This window comes from Tenacibaculum sediminilitoris (assembly GCF_964513795.1).
GTDB classification, from domain to species: domain Bacteria; phylum Bacteroidota; class Bacteroidia; order Flavobacteriales; family Flavobacteriaceae; genus Polaribacter; species Polaribacter sediminilitoris.
Genome location: NZ_CAZEQR010000011.1, coordinates 1 through 21,162, shown reverse-complemented (window position 1 = coordinate 21,162; position 21,162 = coordinate 1). Strand labels below are relative to the sequence as shown.

Below are 21,162 nucleotides of genomic sequence, written 5' to 3'. Positions count from 1 at the left end.
TTTAACAACAAAGCTAACTATTTTTAAATTATTTATTACACTATTAGCACTTATATTTTTACTTTTACGCTCTCAATTATATAGTATGCTTGGATTACAATTCGATACCGAAACCTCATGGGTTGAAGTTGCCAAAAATGGTTTAGAACAATTATTAACAGACCATGCTTTTGCAGAACAAAAAGCGGCTTCAAATGCTGTTTCAATTATTATCAACTACTCTGAAGAAACAGCATTAGTTAAAGACATGAGTGATATTGCCATAGAAGAAATGGAACATTTTAGAATGGTACATAATATTATGGTAGAGCGAGGTATGGTTTTAGGTCAAGGTACCAAGAATGATTATGCCTTAAAACTGCAAAAATTCTTTCCGCATACAAAAAACAGAACAGAAGCTTTAATACACAGACTTTTAGTAGCTGCTTTGATTGAGGCTCGTAGCTGTGAACGTTTTAAAGTTTTTGCTGATAATATGGAAGACGAAAAATTATCTAAATTTTATTTAGATTTAATGGTTTCTGAAGCAAATCACTACACCTTATTTTTAAAGTATGCTCGTGAGTATATGAATCGCGATATTGTTGATGAAAAATGGGAAAATTTACTAGCTTTTGAGGCAAAAATGATGCGAGAAAGAGGTAAAACAGCAAAAGTTCACGGATAGTGTTTAGTAAAGAAGAATCTGCCCGTTTGCGCAAAGAGTTTTGGACTAGCTTTGGAAAGTCTTTTCCAAAAAAATGGTTGTTATATAATACTAAAATCAAAGGGGTATCGTTCAAGTTTAAGGCTGATCGAAAAAAAGCATTAGTATGCTTAGATTTTGAGCACCCTGAAGAAATAGCCAACGAGTTATTATATGACCAACTAATTTCATTAAAAAAAATAGTAGAATCAGAGTACCTCCCAAAGGTTATTTATGATGATTGTTTTGAATTAGAAAGTCATAAAATTATTAGGCGCATTTATGTTCCTTTTGATAAACAGTTTAGTATTCACAATAAAAATACATGGCGTGATTGTTATGAGTTTTTTGTTGATACCATGACGCAGTTTGAACTATTTTTTTATGAGTATGAAGATTTTATTAAACAAGCCATTTAATTTTTAATTTTAATATATTATGAACTCCTCTCCCTTAAAATTAATATTCGTTTTATTTTGTAGCATGTACATTTCGTGCTCATCAAATTCTGACAACCTTGATACATTAACCTCGACTTCTAACTCTGATTATGAAATTGAGATTTTAAAATTGATTAATCAACATAGAAAAAGTAAAGAGTTATTAGAGTTCGAAATCCTTGAAATAATAAAATCGCAAACAGACGAGCATACTGATTATATGATTGCTCAAGGAAAAATATCACATGATAACTTTAATCAACGTGCTGATTATTTAAAAAATAAAGCAAACGCCATGACCATTGCAGAAAATGTTGCCAGTGGTTATTCATCTGCTGAGGCTGTTGTGAATGGGTGGTTAAACAGTGAAGGACATAGAAAAAATATTGAAGGAAATTATTCTCATTTTAATTTAACGGCTAAAAAGAATAAAAACGGTTCTTGGTATTATACTAACATTTTTATTCGTAAATAATGTAATTTATTTATTGTGTGCCTTATTCTTTTGCTTTTCACTATTTGTTTTATAAATATAAAAACCAACTTTATAAGCTGGTTTTTTAATTCAAATAATTATATTTCTGTTATTATTTTTAAATAAACTTTATACTAAATGGGTATATGGGTTGTTCATTATTACTAGCTTTAATAGCATTAATAATTGGAAAAATTAGATAAAAACCCCCAATTACCAACATACCTAAAAAACCAAGTCCAAACAGTAATACTAATGGAATACAAATCAATAAATACAAAAACATAGTAATTCTAAAGTTGATTATTGATCGTCCGTGTTCATCCATATCTAATACTTCATCTTTTTTCACAATCCAAATAATTAAAGGAACAATTAAACCTCCGATACCTGTTACGAAATCTAATAATTGACTTAGATGTGTTAACGCTAATAATTGACTATTTCTTTTCATATTATACAAATGTTGGTTATATTATATAGACGCTGTTATTTATATTTTGTTACAATCTGTTTTTTTGAGTATTTATTACTTTATTTTACTGTGTATATTTGCAGTATGATTCAAAATGATACCATTATTGCTTTAGCAACTCCTGCTGGTGTGGGAGCAATTGCTGTTATAAGATTATCTGGAGAAAAATCTATTGAAATAGTAGATTCGTTTTTTAATTCAATTAAAAAAAACAAATCACTAGTACAGCAAAAGTCGCATACCCTACATTTAGGGCATATTGTTAATAATGGAGTGACCGTTGATCAAGTTTTAGTATCTATTTTTAAAAATCCACACTCTTATACAGGTGAAAATATAGTTGAAATTTCGTGCCATGGTTCAAGTTTTATTCAACAAGAAATCATTCAACTATTTTTACAAAATGGTTGTAGAATGGCTGACAATGGTGAATTTACTATGCGTGCTTTTTTAAATGGTAAAATGGATTTATCGCAAGCGGAAGCCGTTGCCGATGTGATTGCTTCAAATTCTGCGGCTTCTCATCAAATGGCAATTCAACAAATGCGTGGTGGAATAACCAATGAATTGAAAGAGTTACGTGCTCAATTGTTAGATTTTGCTGCATTGATTGAATTAGAACTTGATTTTTCTGGTGAAGACGTTGAATTTGCCGACAGAACAAAGTTTAAAGAATTAGTAGCTAAAATATCAGCCGTTTTAAAGCGATTAATAGATTCTTTTGGATTTGGTAATGCCATGAAAAATGGTATTCCTGTTGCTATTATTGGTGAACCAAACGTTGGTAAATCTACGTTATTAAATGCTTTGCTTAATGAAGAAAAAGCTATTGTATCTGATATTGCTGGTACAACTCGTGATGCCATTGAAGACGAGCTAATTATTGATGGTGTTGTTTTTCGTTTTATTGATACTGCTGGAATTAGAGAAACCAAAGACGTTATTGAAAACATAGGTATTAAAAAAGCGTATGAAAAAGCTGAAAAAGCACAACTAATTATTTTCTTAATTGACTCTAATAAATACATACATTCAAAAGAGTTGTTTTTAGAGGAAATTGAAACTATAAAAAGACGCTTTCCTAATAAACGCTTATTAGTTATTGCTAATAAAACCGACACGTTGTCTTGTCACGAATCTTCAATCTTACAATCAGAAATTGAAAATTTAATTATGCTTTCTGCTAAACAAAACATAGGGGTTGATGAATTAAAACAAGAGCTTATTTCACTAGTTAATACTGGTGCTTTAAGCAATAACGAAACTATTGTTACCAACTCTCGTCATTTTGAAGCACTTACTTTAGCTTTAGAAAGTATTAACTCAGTTAAGAGTGGTATTGAGTTAGATATTTCTTCTGATTTATTTGCTATTGATATTCGTGAGTGTTTACGACATTTAGGAAATATTACTGGTGAATATGATGTTGATAAAGATATTTTAGGTCACATTTTTGGAAATTTCTGTATCGGGAAGTAAGCCTTACATTCTTATAAATCTATCATAAATGATTTTTACTATTCTTTTATATTTTAATCTCATATACATTATTTACCAAGATTTCAAAGAAAGAAAAGTATACCTGCTTAGTTTACTAATAGTTGCATTTATAGTTGGTTTTTATCATTATCAACATTCTTCACTGGTAAGCATTTTTTTAAATTCTATTTTACTGAATATAAGTGTTTTAATTATTATATTCCTAATCTTGTATCTATATACAAGATTAGGATTTAAAAAAAGATTATTGGAAACAATTGGGTTTGGAGATCTTATATTTTTTACGGTATTAGCTATTGGTTTTCCAACTTTAACCTTTTTAATTATTTTTTCTTCATCTTTGGTGTTTTCTCTTATTTTATTTATATTTTTGAAACCTAAATTAACTAACAAAACGGTTCCTCTTGCAGGATTACAATCTTTGTTTTTAGTAACTTTGATGCTACTAAATAACATTTTTGATTTTTTTAATTTATACGCTATGTAAATGAAAAACACTATTTTAACAGAGGTTGAAGCTCTTCAACTGTTATCTTCTGAACAAGCTTTTTTTTATAACATCCTTCCTAAAGAAATTAAAAACAACACTCTAATTATCTATAGTGAGGTTGATAATACAGAATTAAAAAAGGAGTTAGAAGTTATACTTGGCAGAAATATTGAATTTGAAATAATTGATAATGAAATACTTAAAAAGTCAATTAATTCAAAATATAGAAAAGCTGTTAGAAACCATGAAAAAATACTTAGTTATTCTGATGATTTTTTAACCAATATAATACAAGAAGCTAAAGAAATAGGGAGTAGTGATATTCACTTTGAAGCTTTTGAAAATTTAAATAGAGTTCGTTTTCGAATCGATGGTAAATTAATTGAACGTCATATTATTTTAAAAAGCGAATACCCTAAAATAGTCAACCGACTTAAAATTATGTCTGGTTTAGACATTTCTGAAAAAAGGTTACCGCAAGATGGTAGAATAAACTTTAAAAATGGAAATGATGTTTTTGACATTCGTGTTTCTTCCTTACCTACTTTATATGGTGAAAAATTAGTGCTTCGTATTTTATCAAAAGACTTATTATCCTTTAAGTTAGAAAGTCTAGGATTTAATGAAAAAGAATTAAACATATATCAAAAAGCAGTACACAAACCTAATGGAATTGTTTTAATTTCTGGACCTACTGGATCAGGAAAAACAACTACTTTATATGCTACTTTACAGCTTTTAAATAAACCAAACACTAATATTTTAACGGTTGAAGATCCTATAGAATATACCTTAGAAGGTATTAATCAGGTACAATTAAAAGAAAGCATCGGATTAGATTTTGCGAGTACTCTAAGAACCTTTTTAAGGCAAGATCCAGATATTATTATGGTAGGTGAAATACGGGATCCAGATACCGCAAACATGGCTATTAGAGCTTCGTTAACAGGTCACTTAGTACTATCTACCATACATACAAACTCTGCTTGGGGAACTATTTCTAGACTTATTGACATGAATATCCCTCCTTTCTTAATTGCAAGTACTCTAAATGTAAGTGTTGCGCAACGTTTGGTTAGAAAACTATGTAATACTTGTAAAAAAGAAGTAATTAAAAATGATACTGATTTGCACTTAGCAAACAAACTTTTAAATAACCACACACATTATAAAGCTGTTGGTTGTACTCAATGCTATCATACAGGGTATAAAGGACGTAAAGCTATTTATGAAATAATCCCCATTACCCAAGAATTAGTATCAGCTATAAGCACTAAAGAACAAGATATTCACACCTACCTAAAAAAACACAATATTGCAACCCTTCAAAACAATGCTATACATTTAGTAAAAGAAGGTGTTACCTCATTAAAAGAAATTTATCCTTTATTAATTTAAAACTTTATTTACTATGAAAAAGTTACTTTTTACTATGATATGTTTATACAACGTAAGCATTTTTTCTCAACAGTTTACGACTAATACTACTCCTGTTGGTATGGAACATAATGTTTTGTTCGATGCTACCAATCGCTACACCGTAACGCAAACAGGTGATGCAACTGTTAATTTACGAGCACTTTTTGATGGTAGATTTATTCCAAGTTATAGTGGCTCACCCGCTTCAACAGTATCACCTACTACTATTTTAATAGAAAACTTACCTAACTTCCATACTCAAACTGGAGCATGGGTAGGTTGGTCAACGAGATTTTGGCAGCCAAAACGATTTAAAATTGAAGGGTATAATGCTTATAATGGAGCAAATGAATGGGTTACAATAGCCGACTACACTAACACAGATTATACAGGAGGAGCTAAATTTATTTCAGGGAAAGTACCTAAAGGTTCTTACACAAAATTACGATATACCATATACTCCACCCATGGTTCAGGTGGAAAGCTAGGATTATCAGAATTATTTTACATACACCCAGAGGCAACTACACCCTATAAAGGTTTGTTAGCTTCTGAAAATGATATTCTGTGGAAAAAACAAGGTTCTAATACATATTTTGACACCGGTAGTGTAGGTATTGGAACCACTGATACAAAAGGTTTTAAATTAGGAGTTGATGGTAAAATAGCAGCAACAGAAGTCAAAGTAGCTACCTATACTAACTGGCCCGATTATGTATTTTCTAAAGAATACCAATTACCTACCCTACAGGAAGTAGCACAGCATATTCAAGAAAAAGGTCATTTGCAAAACATTCCTAGTGCTAAAGAAGTGAAAGATAATGGAGGTATTGAGTTAGGTGAAATGAATAGAAAATTGTTAGAAAAAATTGAAGAATTGACTCTATATACTATTCAACAACAAAAAGAAATTGAAGAGTTAAAAAAAGAAAACAGACTCCTAAAAAAGTTTGAAGAAAGAATTAACAAACTTGAAAACAAAAATTAGTTATGAAAAAAATAATATTACTTTTTTTAGTGTTTGCTGCTTTAACAGTTAAATCTCAAAACTACACTCCATTAAATTATAGTTTTAATGGTACACCTACCCATGGTATAAAAATTAAAACCAATTTACCCTATACCAACAGTTCTCAAATGCCTACCATAATTATTGAAGGGTACAATTACTCCAAAGGCAAGTCTATCGGAATTATGTTGAACTGGTACATTTATCAAGGTAACTTCGTTTCTTATGGAGCCTCAAGTCATGGAGCTTATGCTCCAGACATAAAATTGGCTAATGAAAATGGTAAAGTGGTTATTTTTTTAGACTCAAGAGAGTACTTCAATAGGTTTCAAGTAAGAGCGTATGCAAAAGGTAGAACTGCTGATGACATTCCTACTAATTACGAAAACTGGATTGCTGTTGATGAAGCTTTGTCTGGTACCTATATTGTAACTGTACCTTATAAAAATGATATAAAAGGAAATATGGCTATAGAAGGAAACGTTAATATTGGTGGAGAAACTAATACTATGCTTACTGTTAGGCATATTAATGGAAAAAAAGCAGATGCTTCTGAGTCTGACAACCTATACCTAAATTATAGCAATCAAAAAAATGTTTGGGTTGGTAGTACTGCTGCTCCTTCAAATTTATTGATTCATGGTAAACTTGGGTTAGGAACATCTACTCCATCAATGAAATTACATTTAGACAATCTCAATTCAAATGATGGTATTCAATTTGGTTCGCTTTTTAAGGTAAGGTCTTCATCATTTGGGAGTAACCACTTCGTTATGGAAAATATTGCTGCAAGTGGTAATCTTTATCTTAGAAGTAGAACAGGAAGTAATACTACAGGTAATTTAATTTTGAATGATTATGGAGGAAGTGTTTCTATTGGTGCTAATTCTACTCCAACCGATTACAAACTAGCGGTTGCTGGAAAAACAATTACAGAAGAAGTAAAAGTACAGTTAAAAAGTAACTGGCCTGATTACGTATTTTCTAAAGAATACAAACTACCTAGCTTACAAGAAGTAGAACAACACATTAACGAAAAAGGACACCTACAAAATATACCTAGTGCTAAAGAAGTTCAAAAAGATGGAGGAATTGAATTAGGTGAAATGAATAGAAAATTGCTAGAGAAAATTGAAGAGTTAACCTTATACACTATTCAGCAACAAAAAGAATTAGAGAAGGAAAAAGAAAAAAACAATACCTTAGAACATCGTTTAAACGAAATAGAAAAACTCATAAAAAGTAAAGTTCTTGAATAAAAAGCAAAAAACATATATTTTACTCGCTGTAGTTATTTGTATTTGGGGTATAATTGGTTATAAAATTTACAATCGTTTATCTCCAAATACAACAACTATCGCTACTACAAACAATACTAATTATTTTTCTAGAAAAAAAATAGTAGAAGTTGAACCTTATACTATTAAAGCGGATTATAGAGATCCATTTTTAGGAAAACTTCCAATAAAAAGGAAAAAAGTTAGTTTTAAACCTAAAAAGAAAATAACAGGAGAAAAAAAGAATTTTCCTCAAATTATTTACAATGGTACCGTAGAATCTAATAAATCGAAATCTTTTATTATTACTATTAATGGAAGTCAAGAAATTTTTGTTCTTGGTCAGAGCATAAAAAATATTAAGCTAGTAAAAGGAGGTTCAGAAGAAGTACTTTTAAAGTTTCAAGATAAAACAAAAACCTTTAAAGTTCAATAATCATGTTTTTGTTTAAAAAGGTAAAAGCAGGAGCGCTACAGTATGTTTTAGTAGTTTCGGTAATCATAGCCATACTCATACTTACTTTTATCACTTTAATGCATCTACATCAAAAAGTTAAACTAAAAGGAGTACTCTATAAAAAATCAATAGAAAATGTACAGTATACTTTTGATCTTTTAGAAACTCAAAAAATAAACAATGACAATACAACTAAAAATCAATTAGACAATACTACAACAACGTTTAAAAATTGGGGAATTTATAAAATCGCTCATGTAACGACTACCAAAAACAATGAATTCTTTGAAAAAGTTGGTTTACTAGGAGGCTTCAAACAAAAGAAGAAAGCATTATACCTTCAAGAAAATAACAAACCTTTAGCCGTCGTAGGAAATACCAAAATTATAGGAGATGCCAACATTCCAAAACTAGGCATTAAAAGAGGAAATATTGCAGGTACTTCTTACAATAGCAACACTTTATTATACGGAAAATCAACTCTAAGCAGTACGAAACTTCCAGAAATTGAGAATATAAGTGTTCTTAAAGAGTATTTTTCTTCTGCACTTTTAAACAGTAAAGTGTCTTTTTTTGAGTTAGAAGAAGGTAAACATTTTAAAAACTCTTTTAAAAAAGAAACCTTAGTTTACAATTCAAACTATCCTATTTATCTTAGAAATATTTCTCTAACAGGTAATATACTTATAAAGTCAAACAGCAACATTACAATACATTCTTCTGCCATACTTGAAGATGTTATCGTAATTGCACCCAAAATAATCATCCAAAATCGAGTAAAAGGAATATTTCAAGCATTTGCTAAAGATACCATTGAAGTTAAATCTAACACTACTTTAAACTATCCTAGTGCCTTGGTGGTTGTAAACGAAAATAAAATAGACAACAATAACAGCCCTGAAATAAGTATTGATGACAACTGCCAAATAAAAGGAAGTATTCTACTCTACAGTACTAGTGAAAGCATGAATTTTAATCCTCAAGTTCATATCAAGGAAAAAACAACTATTACAGGTGAAATATATTGTAATCAAAACTTAGAACTGATGGGAACCGTTTATGGAAGTGTATACACCAATCATTTTTTAACAAAACAGTTTGGTAGTACCTATATCAATCATTTATACCATGCAGAAATAAATAGCACAAAACTACCTATACAATTTTGTGGTTTACCTTTAGAACATCAAAAATATACTGTTGCTAAATGGTTGTACTAAAAAAAATAATTAACACAAAAGTAAAAGCATCTTCGTTAACCGAAGTAATCATAGCTACTGTTATTATTTTGGTCATTTTTGGTATTGCTCTTTTAACCATAGATAACCTGTTATTTAACGCTGTTAAAAGTAATACACATACAATAGAAAATGAGTTAACTGAACTTGTGTATCAATATAAAAATGGGCAGGTTACACTCCCCTATTCTTCTGATGAGAATGAATGGATGATTTATTCAGAAGAAATTAGGGAAAAGAATCAAAAATTAATTGTCTTTCATGCCGAAAACAAACAGTCTAAAAAGAAAATCACTAAAAAAACTGTGGTATATGAGAACTAAAAAAGTAGCAGCTTTTACATTAAGTGAGATGTTAGTCGTATTAGTTATTACTAGCCTGGTGGTTTCTTTAACTTTTGTGATTTTAAACACTGTCCAAAAACAACTCACTAGTATTAAAACAAACTTTAAAAATCAGCAACAATATCAATTATTAGAACGATTGTTATGGAAAGACTTTAACAGTTATCATGTAAGCTACTCGCCTGTTAAAGATACTTTTTTAATGACTAATGCTATAGATACTATTACCTATGACTTTAGCAATGATTATATTTTAAGACATAATGATACAATTTTCATCAATTTTACTAATAAATCTTTATTTTTGGACGGGAAAGAAGTTACACAAGGTGCTATAGATGCTATGAAATTATATACAAATCCTACCTACAACTTCAAACAAATTTTTATTTACAAACAAAAAGACGCTGCTTTTTACCTAAACAATTAATGGCTTTTCAACTCAACAACATATCAGAAACAAGCAGAAAAGAAAAAAAATCTTTTGATATAGACTCGCTCTTAAAAAAAGAAATTAGCTTGTTTGGAAATTCTTTTTCTAACAAAAAGAAAGAGAATTTTTATATTGAACTAGGGATACTTTTAAAAGCTGGTTTAGAGTTAAAAGACGCCATTGAACTTATTGGAAATGAACAAAAAAAAGCGTCAGATAAAGAACTATTTAACAGCATCGTTGACGATTTAATCAATGGTAAAAACTTATCGGATGCTATAAAAAGACACAAGTCTTTCTCAAACTATGAATTTTATTCTTTACAAATAGGTGAACAAACTGGAACTTTACAAAAAGTAAGTGAAGAGTTGGGTAATTTTTACAAACGTAAAAATGAACAGCGTAGAATAATTGTAAGTGCTTTATCCTACCCTATTGTTGTGTTAATAACTGCCTTTTTAGCGGTATTTTTTATGTTAAGAATGGTAGTACCTATGTTTGCTGATATCTTTAAACAAAACAAAGTAGAGTTGCCTTGGGTTACAAAAAAGATTATTGCTTTAGCTGATTTTTCTGAAGAAAATGCTCCTTTGTTTTTTCTTTTTATTGTAGCTTTTGTTATTCTACTCTTTGTTGTAAAAAATAAATTATGGTTTCGAAAAATAAGTTCCGCTATTTTATTAAAAACCCCCTTTATTGGTGATTTTACAAGAAAAATACGTATTGCACAGTTTACGCAAGCCATAAGCTTACTTGTCGCTGCTAAAGTTCCATTATTAAATGGATTGCAGCTAACTCAAAAAATGATACGTTTTTATCCACTACAGACCGCTTTACAACAAGTAGAGTCAGATATTTTACAAGGTATTAGCTTACATAAAAGTGTCGCCAATCAACCTATTTTTGATAAAAAAATGGCTTCCTTATTAAAAGTTGCCGAAGAAACCAATCAAAACGAAATTATTTTCAAACGTTTAACGTATCAATATAACGAAGAAATAGAATACAAATCTAAAATGATTAATGCTACCATAGAACCTATCTTAATTTTAGTGTTAGGTGGTATTGTTGCTGTAATTTTAATTGCCATGTACTTACCAATGTTTAAATTAAGTACAGTAATTACCTAATTATTTTATTTTTTTAACACAAACAATTACATTTACCCACTAAAAACGAAAAATGAGCTTTTATAAAAAAATTGTACTAAAAAAAGTAGATGCCTATAACTTACAAGAGTTATTAATAACCTTAGTTATTATTGGTATTTTAATTTTAATTGCGTTGCCTAATTTAATGCCTTTAATATCTCGTACCAAGAGTATTGAAGCCCAAAATCAATTAAACCACTTACACTCTTTACAACGCAATCACTTTTTTATGCATTCTACCTATAGTACTGATTTTAATGTGCTAGATTTTGTACCTCCTGTTACTGTTGCTAACGGTGGTAGAGCTAATTACCAATACGAAATTATTGAGAGTACCAATAATACGTTTAAAGCTCGTGCTACAGCTATTACTGATTTTGATGGTGATGGACAATTTAATGTTTGGGAAGTAGATCAGGATAAAAAGTTGGTAGAAGTTGTTAAGGATTAATAGTTTATCTATAAAAGAAGAAAACGTAAAGTTTAGTGTAATCGTTTCTCTTATAATGAAGTACTTGCATTCTTAAGATTTAGCTCCACTGAACCTTGCATTTTTTAATCATAAAGAAGCAGATTTCTCAGTCATATACTCCTTCGAAATGACGTATGAGAAGTGTCATTGTTAACATAACATGGTAAAGCGAAGCAATCTTAACATTACAGAACTCAAAACTACAATACAAACTCTAAATAAACAGCTTACTTCGTCACCTACTCCTCGTAATGACGAGTTAGAACTGTCATTTCGAACGACAGTGAGAAACCGTAAGGTTCAACAAAGTTAAATCTTATTCAAAAGAGTAACTCATATTCTTGAAATTTAGCTCCACAGAAGAGCCTTACAATTTTTCGTTTCTTTTAAAATTACACTTAAGTTAGTTAACTGTAAAACTCGTTACGTTACTTTTGTCGCTTTTATTTCCTGCTTTATCAAAAGCCTGAACATACCAATAATATGCTTTTACTTCTACATTCTCTTGTGTAAAACTCTTATCAGTTCCTTGGGCTTTAAAAGCTAAATTATTTAAGCTCTCATCTGTAAAAACATACAAGCTATCTAGTTCATCCGTTCCTGCTATATTTTCTCTTTTCCAAGTAAAGCTTACGGTTGTTTCTGTTTGTGAGCTAGCATCTGCTGGAGTTATATTTTCAGGAGTATTCGGTTTTACCGTGTCAATAGTTAATATTCTTGATACATAATTTCCGTTTTGCGTGGTGCTTTGTGGTCTAACCTGCCATGTATAGGTTCCATCAGAAAAATCAACATCAACTGTTGTGTTAGTAATGGTTGTGTCTTCTTCTAAAGTTCCGTTGGTATCTGGTTTCCAAATTTGTAGCCTATACTCTACTGCTTCAGGTAATTTTTCCCAAGATAACGTTTGATTAGATACATTTGTCATGACATCATCTTTGGGTGAGGTCAACACCAATTCTTTGGTTGTAATATCACCTTCGTATACATAAAAAGCTTGTGAGGTATAAGGTGTTTCGTACTCTGAGTTTTTTGCTCTTACTCGCCACTCATAATTTCCTTTTGTCAATGCTTTTTCAAAAGAGTTTTTACTAATTGCTGTATCTAACACTACTTGTGCTGCGTTTTCAAAATTTGGATTCGCTACTTGTAATTGATACTTCTCTGCTCCTTCAATACGTTCCCATAAAAAAGAAATACTTCCTTCTGGTAAGCTCACTCCCTCTTTTGGAGCTATAACAGTTACTGCTTTGTCTGAAATATCATCTACAAACACTGCTTCACAGGCAGCTATTAAAACAATTACCAAAGCTAAAATTGACCACTTAATTTTCATATAATACAATTTATTTTCTTATTGAATAGAAAGTAATAATATACTTCTAACGTCTTACAAATGTAAAAAAATACTTTTAACGTAACTGTAGTTCTTATAAATAACCTGTCATTTCGAACGACAGTGAGAAACCGTAAGGTTCAACAAAGTTAAATCTTATTCAAAGAAGCGACTTATACTCCTAAGATTTAGCTCCACTGAGCCTTCTTGTTTCAAAGTCATAAAGAAGCAGATTTCTCAGTCGTATACTCCTTCGAAATGATGTATGAGAAGTGTCATTGTTAACATAACAGAACTCAAAACTACAATACAAACTCTAAATAAACAGCTTACTTCGTCACCTACTCCTCGTAATGACACATTTTAGAACTGTCATTTCGAACGACAGTGAAAAACCGTAAGGTTCAACAAAGTTAAATCTTATTCAAAGAAGCGACTTATACTCCTAAGATTTAGCTCCACTGAGCCTTCTTGTTTCAAAGTCATAAAGAAGCAGATTTCTCAGTCGTATACTCCTTCGAAATGATGTATGAGAAGTGTCATTGTTAACATAACAGAACTCAAAACTACAATACAAACTCTAAATAAACAGCTTACTTCGTCACCTACTCCTCGTAATGACACATTTTAGAACTGTCATTTCGAACGAAGGTGAGAAACCGTAAGGTTCAACAAAGTTAAATCTTTCTCAAAAGAGTAACTCATATTCTTGAAATTTAGCTCCACTGAGCCTTCTAGTTTCTAAGTTATAAAGAAGCAGATTTCTCAGTCGTATACTCCTTCGAAATGACGTATGAGAAGTGTCATTGTTAACATAACAGAACTCAAAACTACAGTACAAACTACAAATAAACAGCTTACTTCGTCGCATACTCCTCGTAATGACACATTTTAGAACTGTCATTGTGAGCGATACAAAGTAAAGCGAAGCTATCTTAACATTACAAACTCAAAACAACATACAACAACTCAATCAAAAGATTATTACGATAGTTACTGCTAATTTGTAACTGGTGGTCTTTATAGTAAATCAAACATCATTTTAAAAAACCAATACTGTCTATTTCTAGTATAGTCTCATCCTCTTGGTAATTTCTAGCACTTGAATACTTCCAATCATCTGGATTTATTACAAAACCACTCTCTACAGGATTGTTATGGATATAATCTATTTTTTGTTTGGTAACTTTTTCACTCCATAGCTCTATAGGTTGGTTATGCTGTTGGCAAAATTGATATTTATGCGTAGTTACATTCTTTTTTCCTGCTCGTTCAAACATCCACAACAACCATTCTTTTCTACTTTCTTGCGGATTATCCTTAATAATTTCTATAACTTTTTTTGAAGTATGTCGTTTAAAATCTCTTAATAGTCCTGACGGTTGCTCATTGGTTGATCGAAATATAAAATGTACATGACTTGGCATAAAGCAATAACAATACAACTCCATTCCTTTTTCTTTTCTACAATAATTAATACTTTCTGCTAGCACATCAAAATATATGTGTCTTGTAAATACATCTATCCAGTTAATTGTAGCAAATGACACAAAATAAAGTCCTGATTTATTATGAAATTTATAACTTCTACTCATAGCTTTACTAAAATACAAAAACTACCTTACATTTTACCGTAAAACAGTTTCTTAATTATTTTATTGATAATTGCACCCGTTAATTCTTAACAGCTACCGCTAGTATTTACTAGTGGCAACACAGCTTAAAAATAAAAACTACTCTAATTCTTACATTAAAGTAGCTTATATTATTTCTTTTATTACTTTGCTTACTCATAACCGCCACTAGTTACAAACTAGCGGGAGCGGGGGCATATTCCTCTTAAAACCCAAAAAACTACCTTAATTCTTACATTAAGGTAGCTCTTATATTTTTAATTTCTCTTTGTTAACGCTTACTCGTAATCGGTACTAGCAAATACTAGCACTAGCGATTACGTGACATACTAGCGCCATCAGGGGATATTTTTATTTGCTTACTCTTTATTTTAAAAGTAGAATTTGGGTTTTCTTCGAGGTAATCAAAATGATCAATAGGATCAAAATCAAATATAATTAACCCATTTTCTTCTTTTAGTAGAGCATCTTTAATCACCATTTTATTATCAGCATTATAAGACTCTATCAAAATAAACTCATTAATCTCTTTCATAATTAATTTAACCTTCTCATAAGAGAAATCATTCTCTGCATTAGTACATGATAATGTTAATTCAATATATGACTTTGAGTTATCGATGTTATAATTATATAATATACTTTCAAGTAATGAGTCAGAAAATTCTCTATATTTATTTAATACGTTTCTTAACATTTAAATTTTATTTTAAATAATCCCAAGGCATCAACATAAAAGGGACATGATTCTCAGGTAAATGACCAGACGCTACATTACCTGGAGTTGATATCTTATGACCATGTACACCTCCCATATTATGATGTTTGTAATTTATTTCATAAATTAATTCTCCCGTTTCATTATAATAAAGTTTCTCCAATGCTTTCCCTTCTCTAGTAACATAATTATATGTTGAACTAGGAATTCCTTGACCTTTTTTTAGAGGTTTTAAAGGAATACCTACTGTATGATAATCTCCTAGAACAACTTTAACTAATTTATTCTTAGATGCACTAGTAAAAACAGGCTTCGGTAATATTCTACCAACCCCTCTAAAAGCTAAATAAGCTACACCTTGAACAAGTAATTCTTGACCTGCCATGGATAAAGCATCACCAACGCCATGTAAACTTTCTTGTATCGCTGAATTATAAGTAAATAGCCAATAGTTATTCCAACTAAAACTTTCATTTTTCAAAGGATTATACCATCCCTTTACTCCATGTTCTACAACATAATTTAAGATGCCTCTGTATTCTGCATCTGAATACTTCTAAATTAGTATGTTCAAAACCATCATTAATATAAACTTCTTATCCTGTTTCTTTATTTTTAAGCCATGTGTCAGTACTTCCACCATCAGGATCAATTTTATTCATCGGTAGCACTACTCGGACATACTAGCGCCATCAGGGGGGTACTTCTCTAAATATTTTTTTATTACTGTATTTGGGTTATTTTTATAAATATAGTTATCAAATTTTATTTTTATTACTGTATCTATTTCTTTTCTTTTTACTCTTAAAAAAAATTGGTCTTTGTATTTTATTAAACTATCCCCCTTTTTTAAAAAATTTAAAAAAGAATCACTTTCATAATTAAAAAATATTATTTCCTCTTTATATTTACTTTTTAGTCGAATTTTTCTGTAATCATGATCGGTTGAATCTATAAATTTATAAAGTATTACACCTTTAAAATCTTTTTTGTAAAAATTCAAAACAAGATTCTCAAAAAAATTATCTTTAAATTTTGATGTTTTTTTATATACATTATTATAGATAAAAAAGCCTAAAATAATTATTATAACTAGTAATATTACATTTTTCTTATCCATATTCTATTTATTATATCTGTAAACTCTCGTAAAAGTATCCCATTCTGAATACCCTACGTCAATACCTACTCCTAAACTGAATGAATCAGAAAATAATGTAGCTGCATTATGAGGGTTACCTAAAGAAATATCTCTAGATTTTGAATATCCAAAAATAAGATTACCGCCTACTTCATAACCATGCCCTGCTAAACCACTATGTATTGATGCATTCTTTCTTAAATTCTCAAAAGAAATAGCATCAATCGATACTCCATATGCTAAACCAGGTGTAGTAGCAACTTTATGAGTGAAAAAATTACCTGCCTCATCCGTACCATAATTATTATAGGTTCCAAAACTTATAGCATATCCATATAAAGGTGGATAATGATCTCTCATTTCAAGATTAATAGGGATAGCTATTTCAAAAGTTATTGACATTCCATCAATCATTCTACCTACATTATCAGGTGCTCCTCCTTTTTCCCAATTAGGCGCAAAACCACCCCAATTACCTCCTCCTAATTGAAAATACTCACCTTTATCAAATCGATCCTTAATTGCATAATGTAAATTAGGTGCTTCAATTTTTAGCATATCAAATATCTGCCAATCTCTAGTATTAAGTTCATATCCTGTAAAATTATTTGATTTTCCATTTATAACAACTTCATTTAACATTTCATGCTGTCCGTTTCCTCCACAACTGCAATTATCATCTCCTGTACACCCACCTGTAGGATCAGTTGACATATTCCAATGGTTATCCATACTCATATAAGGAGAGTCATATTGTCCATAAGGATCAGGAGATAACCAACGGTTAATACGAGGGTCATAAATTCTTAATTGAAAAGAAGGTTTTCCTGTCTCTTCATCTGTTTCAGCAAATTCACCCTGATACCCGTATCTATAAGGTTCTCCATTAACGATTTGTCTATTCGGCATTGGCATCCCAAATGAAAAGTAATCTAATGCATTTTTTTCTGCAATTGACCATTTTTCCTAATGCTACTCTTCTAAAAATTCAATGAACTTATACTACATCATCCTTACTTGGTAAATATAAAAAAATATGTTGGATATTTTCCTTGCTAAGTAACATAACTGGGCATTATAACAACAGCTTTGGCGGTGTGGTGGCTCAGGTCGGCAGTTTTATAATGCAAATTATGTAAACATAGCTTTGGGTGATTTTTGGCTTGGTGCCTTTCGACTTCGCTCAAGATAAACTTTGGCGACAGCTTATTGAATTTTGTAGCTAAATGCAACAAACCAAAATGTTGTGTTAACGCATTTTTGTTTGAGGCATTTTGACGGATGATGCGGTAGGGCTACAAAATACAATATGCTGTTTTTGCGGTGGGAAGTCAAAAATTACAAGGCGGTGGCAAGCGGAACAACATAAAAGACAGAGGGTTTTGAGTATGCGAAAAAACTGGGTTTTATGTTGTGGGGATTCTTCCCGTTATGATTGGCTTTTTGCAAGCAATCCATTCGACTACGCTCAGGACAGGCTTGTAACGGAGTTTGCGAAGCTCTATTTTATTCGTTTTCTTGCTATTTCTGGATTTCTTCTTGTATGTAATACACCAAAAATAATAATTCGTTTCTTCTCTTCTTCAACTAAGTAAAATATAGCGTATGGAAAACGAGTAACTAAAGATTGACGTAATTCTTTGTATTTCTGTTGGTAGTGCTCTGGATATGCTTTTATATACGCTAACTCTTTGTTAACTTCTGTTTTAAATTCTTCTCCTAAATCTTCACGTTGGTCGTTATACCTCTTTTTTGCCTTTTGTAAATCTTTATACACCAACAGACAGTAATTTAATTGTATAACTCATTTACCAATCGTTTTTGACAGCATCCCAATCCAATAAATCCGATGGGTTATTTTTATAGCTTTCTAAACGATTGTCTAACTCTTTTTTATGTGCGGTGGAGATTTCTTGATGCGCTTCTTTTTCTCTTTTTAAAACACATTCTAAAGCATCCATAATGTTTTCTTTATCAACATTAATTAGCTCTTATATAAAGTGGTATTTTCTTGACGATAAATCCATAATATTCGTGTTTTTATGTATACAATATACAGTTTCTGTTCCATATGATATTAACTAAAAGGATGGTAGGTATCAATGGTTTTGTATAAACTCTCTAATTTATTCGTCTTTATGCCTCCTAAAACATGAATTTATAAACGCTTTGTATCGTAGTTATAGTTGTAAGAATAGGAAATATCTAACATTATAAAAAAAGTTAAATTTATACAACAAATGTAGAACTTATTTAATATCAAGCTAAATAACACCCTCTTTTTTTAACGAATACCTTTTACTATATTTGCAGTAATTAGTTAAAAAAAGTTGTTCTTAGTAGCATATGTTAAACATTGGAAATAAAATAATTGAGCTAAGAAAAGCAAAAGGATGGTCGCAAACACAACTTGCAAAGGCTGTAAACGCTTCCCGTGATATTATTGGTAAGTACGAGCGTAACGACAATTCGTCATCTATTGAAATGGCTCTTAAAATTGTCAAAACTTTTGATGTATTGGTAGATTATTTACTCGGACAAGGCAAACACGCCTTCTTTTGATAAAGAGACCTTAAATCGTCTTAATAACATTGAAAGCCTTGATGAAAACACTAAAAAACACTGTTTACCGTAATTGATACTTTTATACGTGATGCTAAAGCTAGACTTGCCTATTCTTCTTAAAAAAAGAACAAATAAATTAAATCACCAAACTTTACAAGAAACTAATCTCCTACTTTTTTCTTAATTTCTATTTTAATTTCTAAATGAATAATTTTAATATTTTTAACATTATTATCATATCAGGAGTATTACATGGTATTTTCTTCAGCATTATTACGCTCACTCAAAAAAAACATATAAAATATAACGTTACTTTTCTTTCATTAACAGTTCTTACTCTTTCATTGAGTAATCTGCAATATTGGCTAATAGACACTCATCTAATTAACAATTATAAGATTCTAAAATACGTCTATATCCCTTTTCAATTGCTAGTACTTCCTATGTTTTATGTTTATGTGCACAAATTTATTGGTACTAAAGTTTTAACTCTAAAAAAAAGCGCTTGTTATTTGGCCCTTTCTTCTTCGTAGTTTTTATTCACATTACTCAAATATTTTACAAATTTGTTATTAACGAAAACTATGCTATACCTTCTCACTTCAAAAGAGGCATTTTTGTATACCTTGAATTCTTCTCTATTATATTTAATATACTGGTAATGTACTTTTCCTACCAGCTTATTAAAAATCATGAAAATGATAAATCATATGATGTTAATTGGGTAAAGTCTGAAACTAATTGGCTAAAAAAACTCATTTTTTTGGGGATTACAATCTGTTTATTGTGGTTATGTGCAATAGTCACGGTCATTATTTTTAACCTTGACAAATCCTTCTTCTTTTATCCTATGTGGATTACAATATCTTTTTTAATTTATTGGATTGGATATGTTGGTTTGATAAAGTCAAAACAACTTTATGAAAGGATTGAACTTCGAAACAAGAGAATTAAACATCTTACTAAGAAAAATAATGATAAGTCTGAACCAAAGTCTTTCCTAAAAATAAAAAGATTAATCATTGATGATAAATTATTCCTAGATCCTAATTTAACCCTTTATAAACTTGCTCAAAAACTAAACTTAAGCGAAGGTTATATTTCTAAACTGATTAAAGATAATGCTAGTTCTACATTTAATGATTTTATCAATACTCTAAGAATTGATGAAGCTAAGGAAATTTTAAAAAATGAAGAGTTTGATAATTATACCATTCTAGCAATAGGGCTTGAAGCTGGGTTTAACTCCAAAACGAGTTTTTACACTGCATTTAAAAAACACACCAATACAACCCCTAATAATTTTAAAAAATCAGTTCGGTATGCATAGATAGTACATAATTCCGAACCCCTGAACACTCTACTAAACTTAATATTGCAGTAGTTATATCTTACCTATATAACTTAACTAATTTTTTTAAACTTTTTAAATTCCTAATATCGTTTAAAATTAGTTATGTCGTCATTTACGGGGGATTATTGCTATGAAACTAAAAAATATAATTAACCTCCTGATTATACAACAAACTATCGGGAGGTTTAATTTTATTAGAAGAACTAGTAAAACCAAAAAACTACCCCAATTATCTTAAATTAAGGCAGCCTTACACTATGATACTTCTTTATTTTTTTGAACTATTCTTTTTCTTGAATAGATGGCTTCTTTTTAAATAATAGTAATTCACTGTAGGCTTCCCCAAAAACAGGACAGTTATAAATTCGAATTTACTAACTTTAAATTCAAACTGTCATTATGAAAATCAGCAAATTTAGCGAGAGTCAAATCATTAAGGCTCTCAAGGAGAATGAACAAGGAAGATCTGTAGGAGATTTATCCAGAGAATTAGGTATTGATAAGAGTACATTTTATTACTGGCGCAAGAAATACGGCGGCATGGAAAAG

General features: G+C 30.2%; 26 protein-coding genes. 16 read left to right on the top strand and 10 right to left on the bottom strand.

Going from position 1 to position 21,162, the window contains the following annotated elements; translation table 11 throughout:
• The first annotated feature begins 85 nt into the window (after nucleotides 1-85).
• From miaE to ACKTSW_RS03905, 3 genes are all read left to right on the top strand, one after another.
• A complete protein-coding gene (miaE, locus tag ACKTSW_RS03915; protein ID WP_408023967.1) occupies nucleotides 86-667 on the top strand; it encodes a tRNA-(ms[2]io[6]A)-hydroxylase in 582 nt (193 codons plus the stop codon).
• Nucleotides 667-1,104: a DUF4268 domain-containing protein gene (locus tag ACKTSW_RS03910; RefSeq protein ID WP_408023966.1), complete on the top strand. Its 438-nt coding sequence runs from the start codon at nucleotides 667-669 to the stop codon at nucleotides 1,102-1,104. The genes miaE and ACKTSW_RS03910 overlap by 1 nt, the downstream gene beginning before the upstream one ends.
• Before the next feature lie 64 nt (nucleotides 1,105-1,168).
• Complete coding sequence (locus tag ACKTSW_RS03905; RefSeq protein ID WP_408023965.1) at nucleotides 1,169-1,600, top strand: CAP domain-containing protein; 432 nt, start codon at nucleotides 1,169-1,171, stop codon at nucleotides 1,598-1,600.
• A gap of 118 nt (nucleotides 1,601-1,718) precedes the next feature.
• On the opposite strand, the gene ACKTSW_RS03900 is transcribed toward ACKTSW_RS03905, so the two are convergent.
• Nucleotides 1,719-2,054, bottom strand: a complete 336-nt coding sequence (locus ACKTSW_RS03900) for a DUF4870 domain-containing protein (RefSeq protein ID WP_408023964.1) — start codon at nucleotides 2,052-2,054, stop codon at nucleotides 1,719-1,721.
• Nucleotides 2,055-2,159: 105 nt separating this feature from the next.
• Here ACKTSW_RS03900 and mnmE point away from each other — a divergent pair, with 105 nt between their 5' ends.
• The gene (gene mnmE, locus ACKTSW_RS03895) at nucleotides 2,160-3,554 is read left to right on the top strand and encodes a tRNA uridine-5-carboxymethylaminomethyl(34) synthesis GTPase MnmE (RefSeq protein WP_408023963.1); all 1,395 of its coding nucleotides are present in this window, start codon (nucleotides 2,160-2,162) and stop codon (nucleotides 3,552-3,554) included.
• A 150-nt stretch (nucleotides 3,555-3,704) separates the two neighbouring features.
• Here mnmE and ACKTSW_RS03890 read toward each other — a convergent pair whose 3' ends face one another.
• Nucleotides 3,705-4,031 (bottom strand): hypothetical protein, encoded by a 327-nt coding sequence (locus ACKTSW_RS03890; protein WP_408023962.1) that lies wholly within the window; start codon nucleotides 4,029-4,031, stop codon nucleotides 3,705-3,707.
• A 31-nt stretch (nucleotides 4,032-4,062) separates the two neighbouring features.
• Between ACKTSW_RS03890 and ACKTSW_RS03885 the strand changes: the two genes are divergently transcribed.
• Genes ACKTSW_RS03885 through ACKTSW_RS03845 form a run of 9 tightly spaced genes read left to right on the top strand, consistent with a single transcriptional unit; the run spans nucleotide 4,063 to nucleotide 11,844 of the window.
• Entirely contained in the window at nucleotides 4,063-5,463 is a 1,401-nt protein-coding gene (locus ACKTSW_RS03885; RefSeq protein WP_408023961.1) for a GspE/PulE family protein, read from the top strand.
• Between the two features lie 13 nt (nucleotides 5,464-5,476).
• The gene (locus ACKTSW_RS03880) at nucleotides 5,477-6,472 is read left to right on the top strand and encodes a Med9 domain-containing protein (RefSeq protein ID WP_408023960.1); all 996 of its coding nucleotides are present in this window, start codon (nucleotides 5,477-5,479) and stop codon (nucleotides 6,470-6,472) included.
• 2 nt (nucleotides 6,473-6,474) lie between these two features.
• Nucleotides 6,475-7,752, top strand: coding sequence for a hypothetical protein (locus ACKTSW_RS03875; RefSeq protein WP_408023959.1), 1,278 nt, complete (start codon nucleotides 6,475-6,477; stop codon nucleotides 7,750-7,752).
• Nucleotides 7,745-8,206, top strand: coding sequence for a hypothetical protein (locus ACKTSW_RS03870; protein WP_408023958.1), 462 nt, complete (start codon nucleotides 7,745-7,747; stop codon nucleotides 8,204-8,206). Before ACKTSW_RS03875 ends, ACKTSW_RS03870 begins: the two co-directional genes overlap by 8 nt.
• Nucleotides 8,207-8,208: 2 nt before the next feature.
• The gene (locus ACKTSW_RS03865; RefSeq protein WP_408023957.1) at nucleotides 8,209-9,447 is read left to right on the top strand and encodes a hypothetical protein; all 1,239 of its coding nucleotides are present in this window, start codon (nucleotides 8,209-8,211) and stop codon (nucleotides 9,445-9,447) included.
• Nucleotides 9,435-9,788: a hypothetical protein gene (locus ACKTSW_RS03860; RefSeq protein ID WP_408023956.1), complete on the top strand. Its 354-nt coding sequence runs from the start codon at nucleotides 9,435-9,437 to the stop codon at nucleotides 9,786-9,788. Before ACKTSW_RS03865 ends, ACKTSW_RS03860 begins: the two co-directional genes overlap by 13 nt.
• Nucleotides 9,778-10,239, top strand: a complete 462-nt coding sequence (locus tag ACKTSW_RS03855; RefSeq protein WP_408023955.1) for a PulJ/GspJ family protein — start codon at nucleotides 9,778-9,780, stop codon at nucleotides 10,237-10,239. The genes ACKTSW_RS03860 and ACKTSW_RS03855 overlap by 11 nt, the downstream gene beginning before the upstream one ends.
• A complete protein-coding gene (locus ACKTSW_RS03850) occupies nucleotides 10,239-11,372 on the top strand; it encodes a type II secretion system F family protein (protein ID WP_408023954.1) in 1,134 nt (377 codons plus the stop codon). The genes ACKTSW_RS03855 and ACKTSW_RS03850 overlap by 1 nt, the downstream gene beginning before the upstream one ends.
• A gap of 52 nt (nucleotides 11,373-11,424) precedes the next feature.
• The gene (locus ACKTSW_RS03845) at nucleotides 11,425-11,844 is read left to right on the top strand and encodes a prepilin-type N-terminal cleavage/methylation domain-containing protein (protein ID WP_408023953.1); all 420 of its coding nucleotides are present in this window, start codon (nucleotides 11,425-11,427) and stop codon (nucleotides 11,842-11,844) included.
• A 424-nt stretch (nucleotides 11,845-12,268) separates the two neighbouring features.
• On the opposite strand, the gene ACKTSW_RS03840 is transcribed toward ACKTSW_RS03845, so the two are convergent.
• The 8 genes from ACKTSW_RS03840 to ACKTSW_RS03805 form a co-directional block, all read right to left on the bottom strand.
• Nucleotides 12,269-13,201 carry a hypothetical protein gene (locus ACKTSW_RS03840; protein ID WP_408023952.1) on the bottom strand — a complete coding sequence of 311 codons (933 nt, stop codon included), beginning with the start codon at nucleotides 13,199-13,201 and terminating at the stop codon, nucleotides 12,269-12,271.
• A 1,037-nt stretch (nucleotides 13,202-14,238) separates the two neighbouring features.
• Nucleotides 14,239-14,796 (bottom strand): REP-associated tyrosine transposase, encoded by a 558-nt coding sequence (locus ACKTSW_RS03835; protein ID WP_408023951.1) that lies wholly within the window; start codon nucleotides 14,794-14,796, stop codon nucleotides 14,239-14,241.
• Nucleotides 14,797-15,145: 349 nt separating this feature from the next.
• The gene (locus tag ACKTSW_RS03830) at nucleotides 15,146-15,532 is read right to left on the bottom strand and encodes a hypothetical protein (protein WP_408023950.1); all 387 of its coding nucleotides are present in this window, start codon (nucleotides 15,530-15,532) and stop codon (nucleotides 15,146-15,148) included.
• Nucleotides 15,533-15,539: 7 nt separating this feature from the next.
• Nucleotides 15,540-16,034, bottom strand: coding sequence for a hypothetical protein (locus tag ACKTSW_RS03825; RefSeq protein ID WP_408023949.1), 495 nt, complete (start codon nucleotides 16,032-16,034; stop codon nucleotides 15,540-15,542).
• 189 nt (nucleotides 16,035-16,223) lie between these two features.
• Entirely contained in the window at nucleotides 16,224-16,673 is a 450-nt protein-coding gene (locus tag ACKTSW_RS03820; protein WP_408023948.1) for a hypothetical protein, read from the bottom strand.
• 3 nt (nucleotides 16,674-16,676) lie between these two features.
• Complete coding sequence (locus ACKTSW_RS03815) at nucleotides 16,677-17,609, bottom strand: RHS repeat-associated core domain-containing protein (RefSeq protein ID WP_408023947.1); 933 nt, start codon at nucleotides 17,607-17,609, stop codon at nucleotides 16,677-16,679.
• Between the two features lie 586 nt (nucleotides 17,610-18,195).
• Entirely contained in the window at nucleotides 18,196-18,471 is a 276-nt protein-coding gene (locus ACKTSW_RS03810) for a type II toxin-antitoxin system RelE/ParE family toxin (protein ID WP_408023946.1), read from the bottom strand.
• Between the two features lie 31 nt (nucleotides 18,472-18,502).
• Nucleotides 18,503-18,655 (bottom strand): addiction module protein, encoded by a 153-nt coding sequence (locus ACKTSW_RS03805; protein WP_408023945.1) that lies wholly within the window; start codon nucleotides 18,653-18,655, stop codon nucleotides 18,503-18,505.
• Between the two features lie 385 nt (nucleotides 18,656-19,040).
• Between ACKTSW_RS03805 and ACKTSW_RS03800 the strand changes: the two genes are divergently transcribed.
• The 3 genes from ACKTSW_RS03800 to ACKTSW_RS03790 all read left to right on the top strand — a co-directional run.
• A complete protein-coding gene (locus ACKTSW_RS03800; protein ID WP_408023944.1) occupies nucleotides 19,041-19,256 on the top strand; it encodes a helix-turn-helix domain-containing protein in 216 nt (71 codons plus the stop codon).
• A gap of 853 nt (nucleotides 19,257-20,109) precedes the next feature.
• Entirely contained in the window at nucleotides 20,110-20,589 is a 480-nt protein-coding gene (locus ACKTSW_RS03795) for a helix-turn-helix domain-containing protein (RefSeq protein ID WP_408023943.1), read from the top strand.
• Nucleotides 20,590-21,012: 423 nt separating this feature from the next.
• Nucleotides 21,013-21,162, top strand: a 150-nt coding sequence (locus tag ACKTSW_RS03790; RefSeq protein ID WP_408024270.1) for a transposase, incomplete at its 3' end; no start/stop codon positions are given.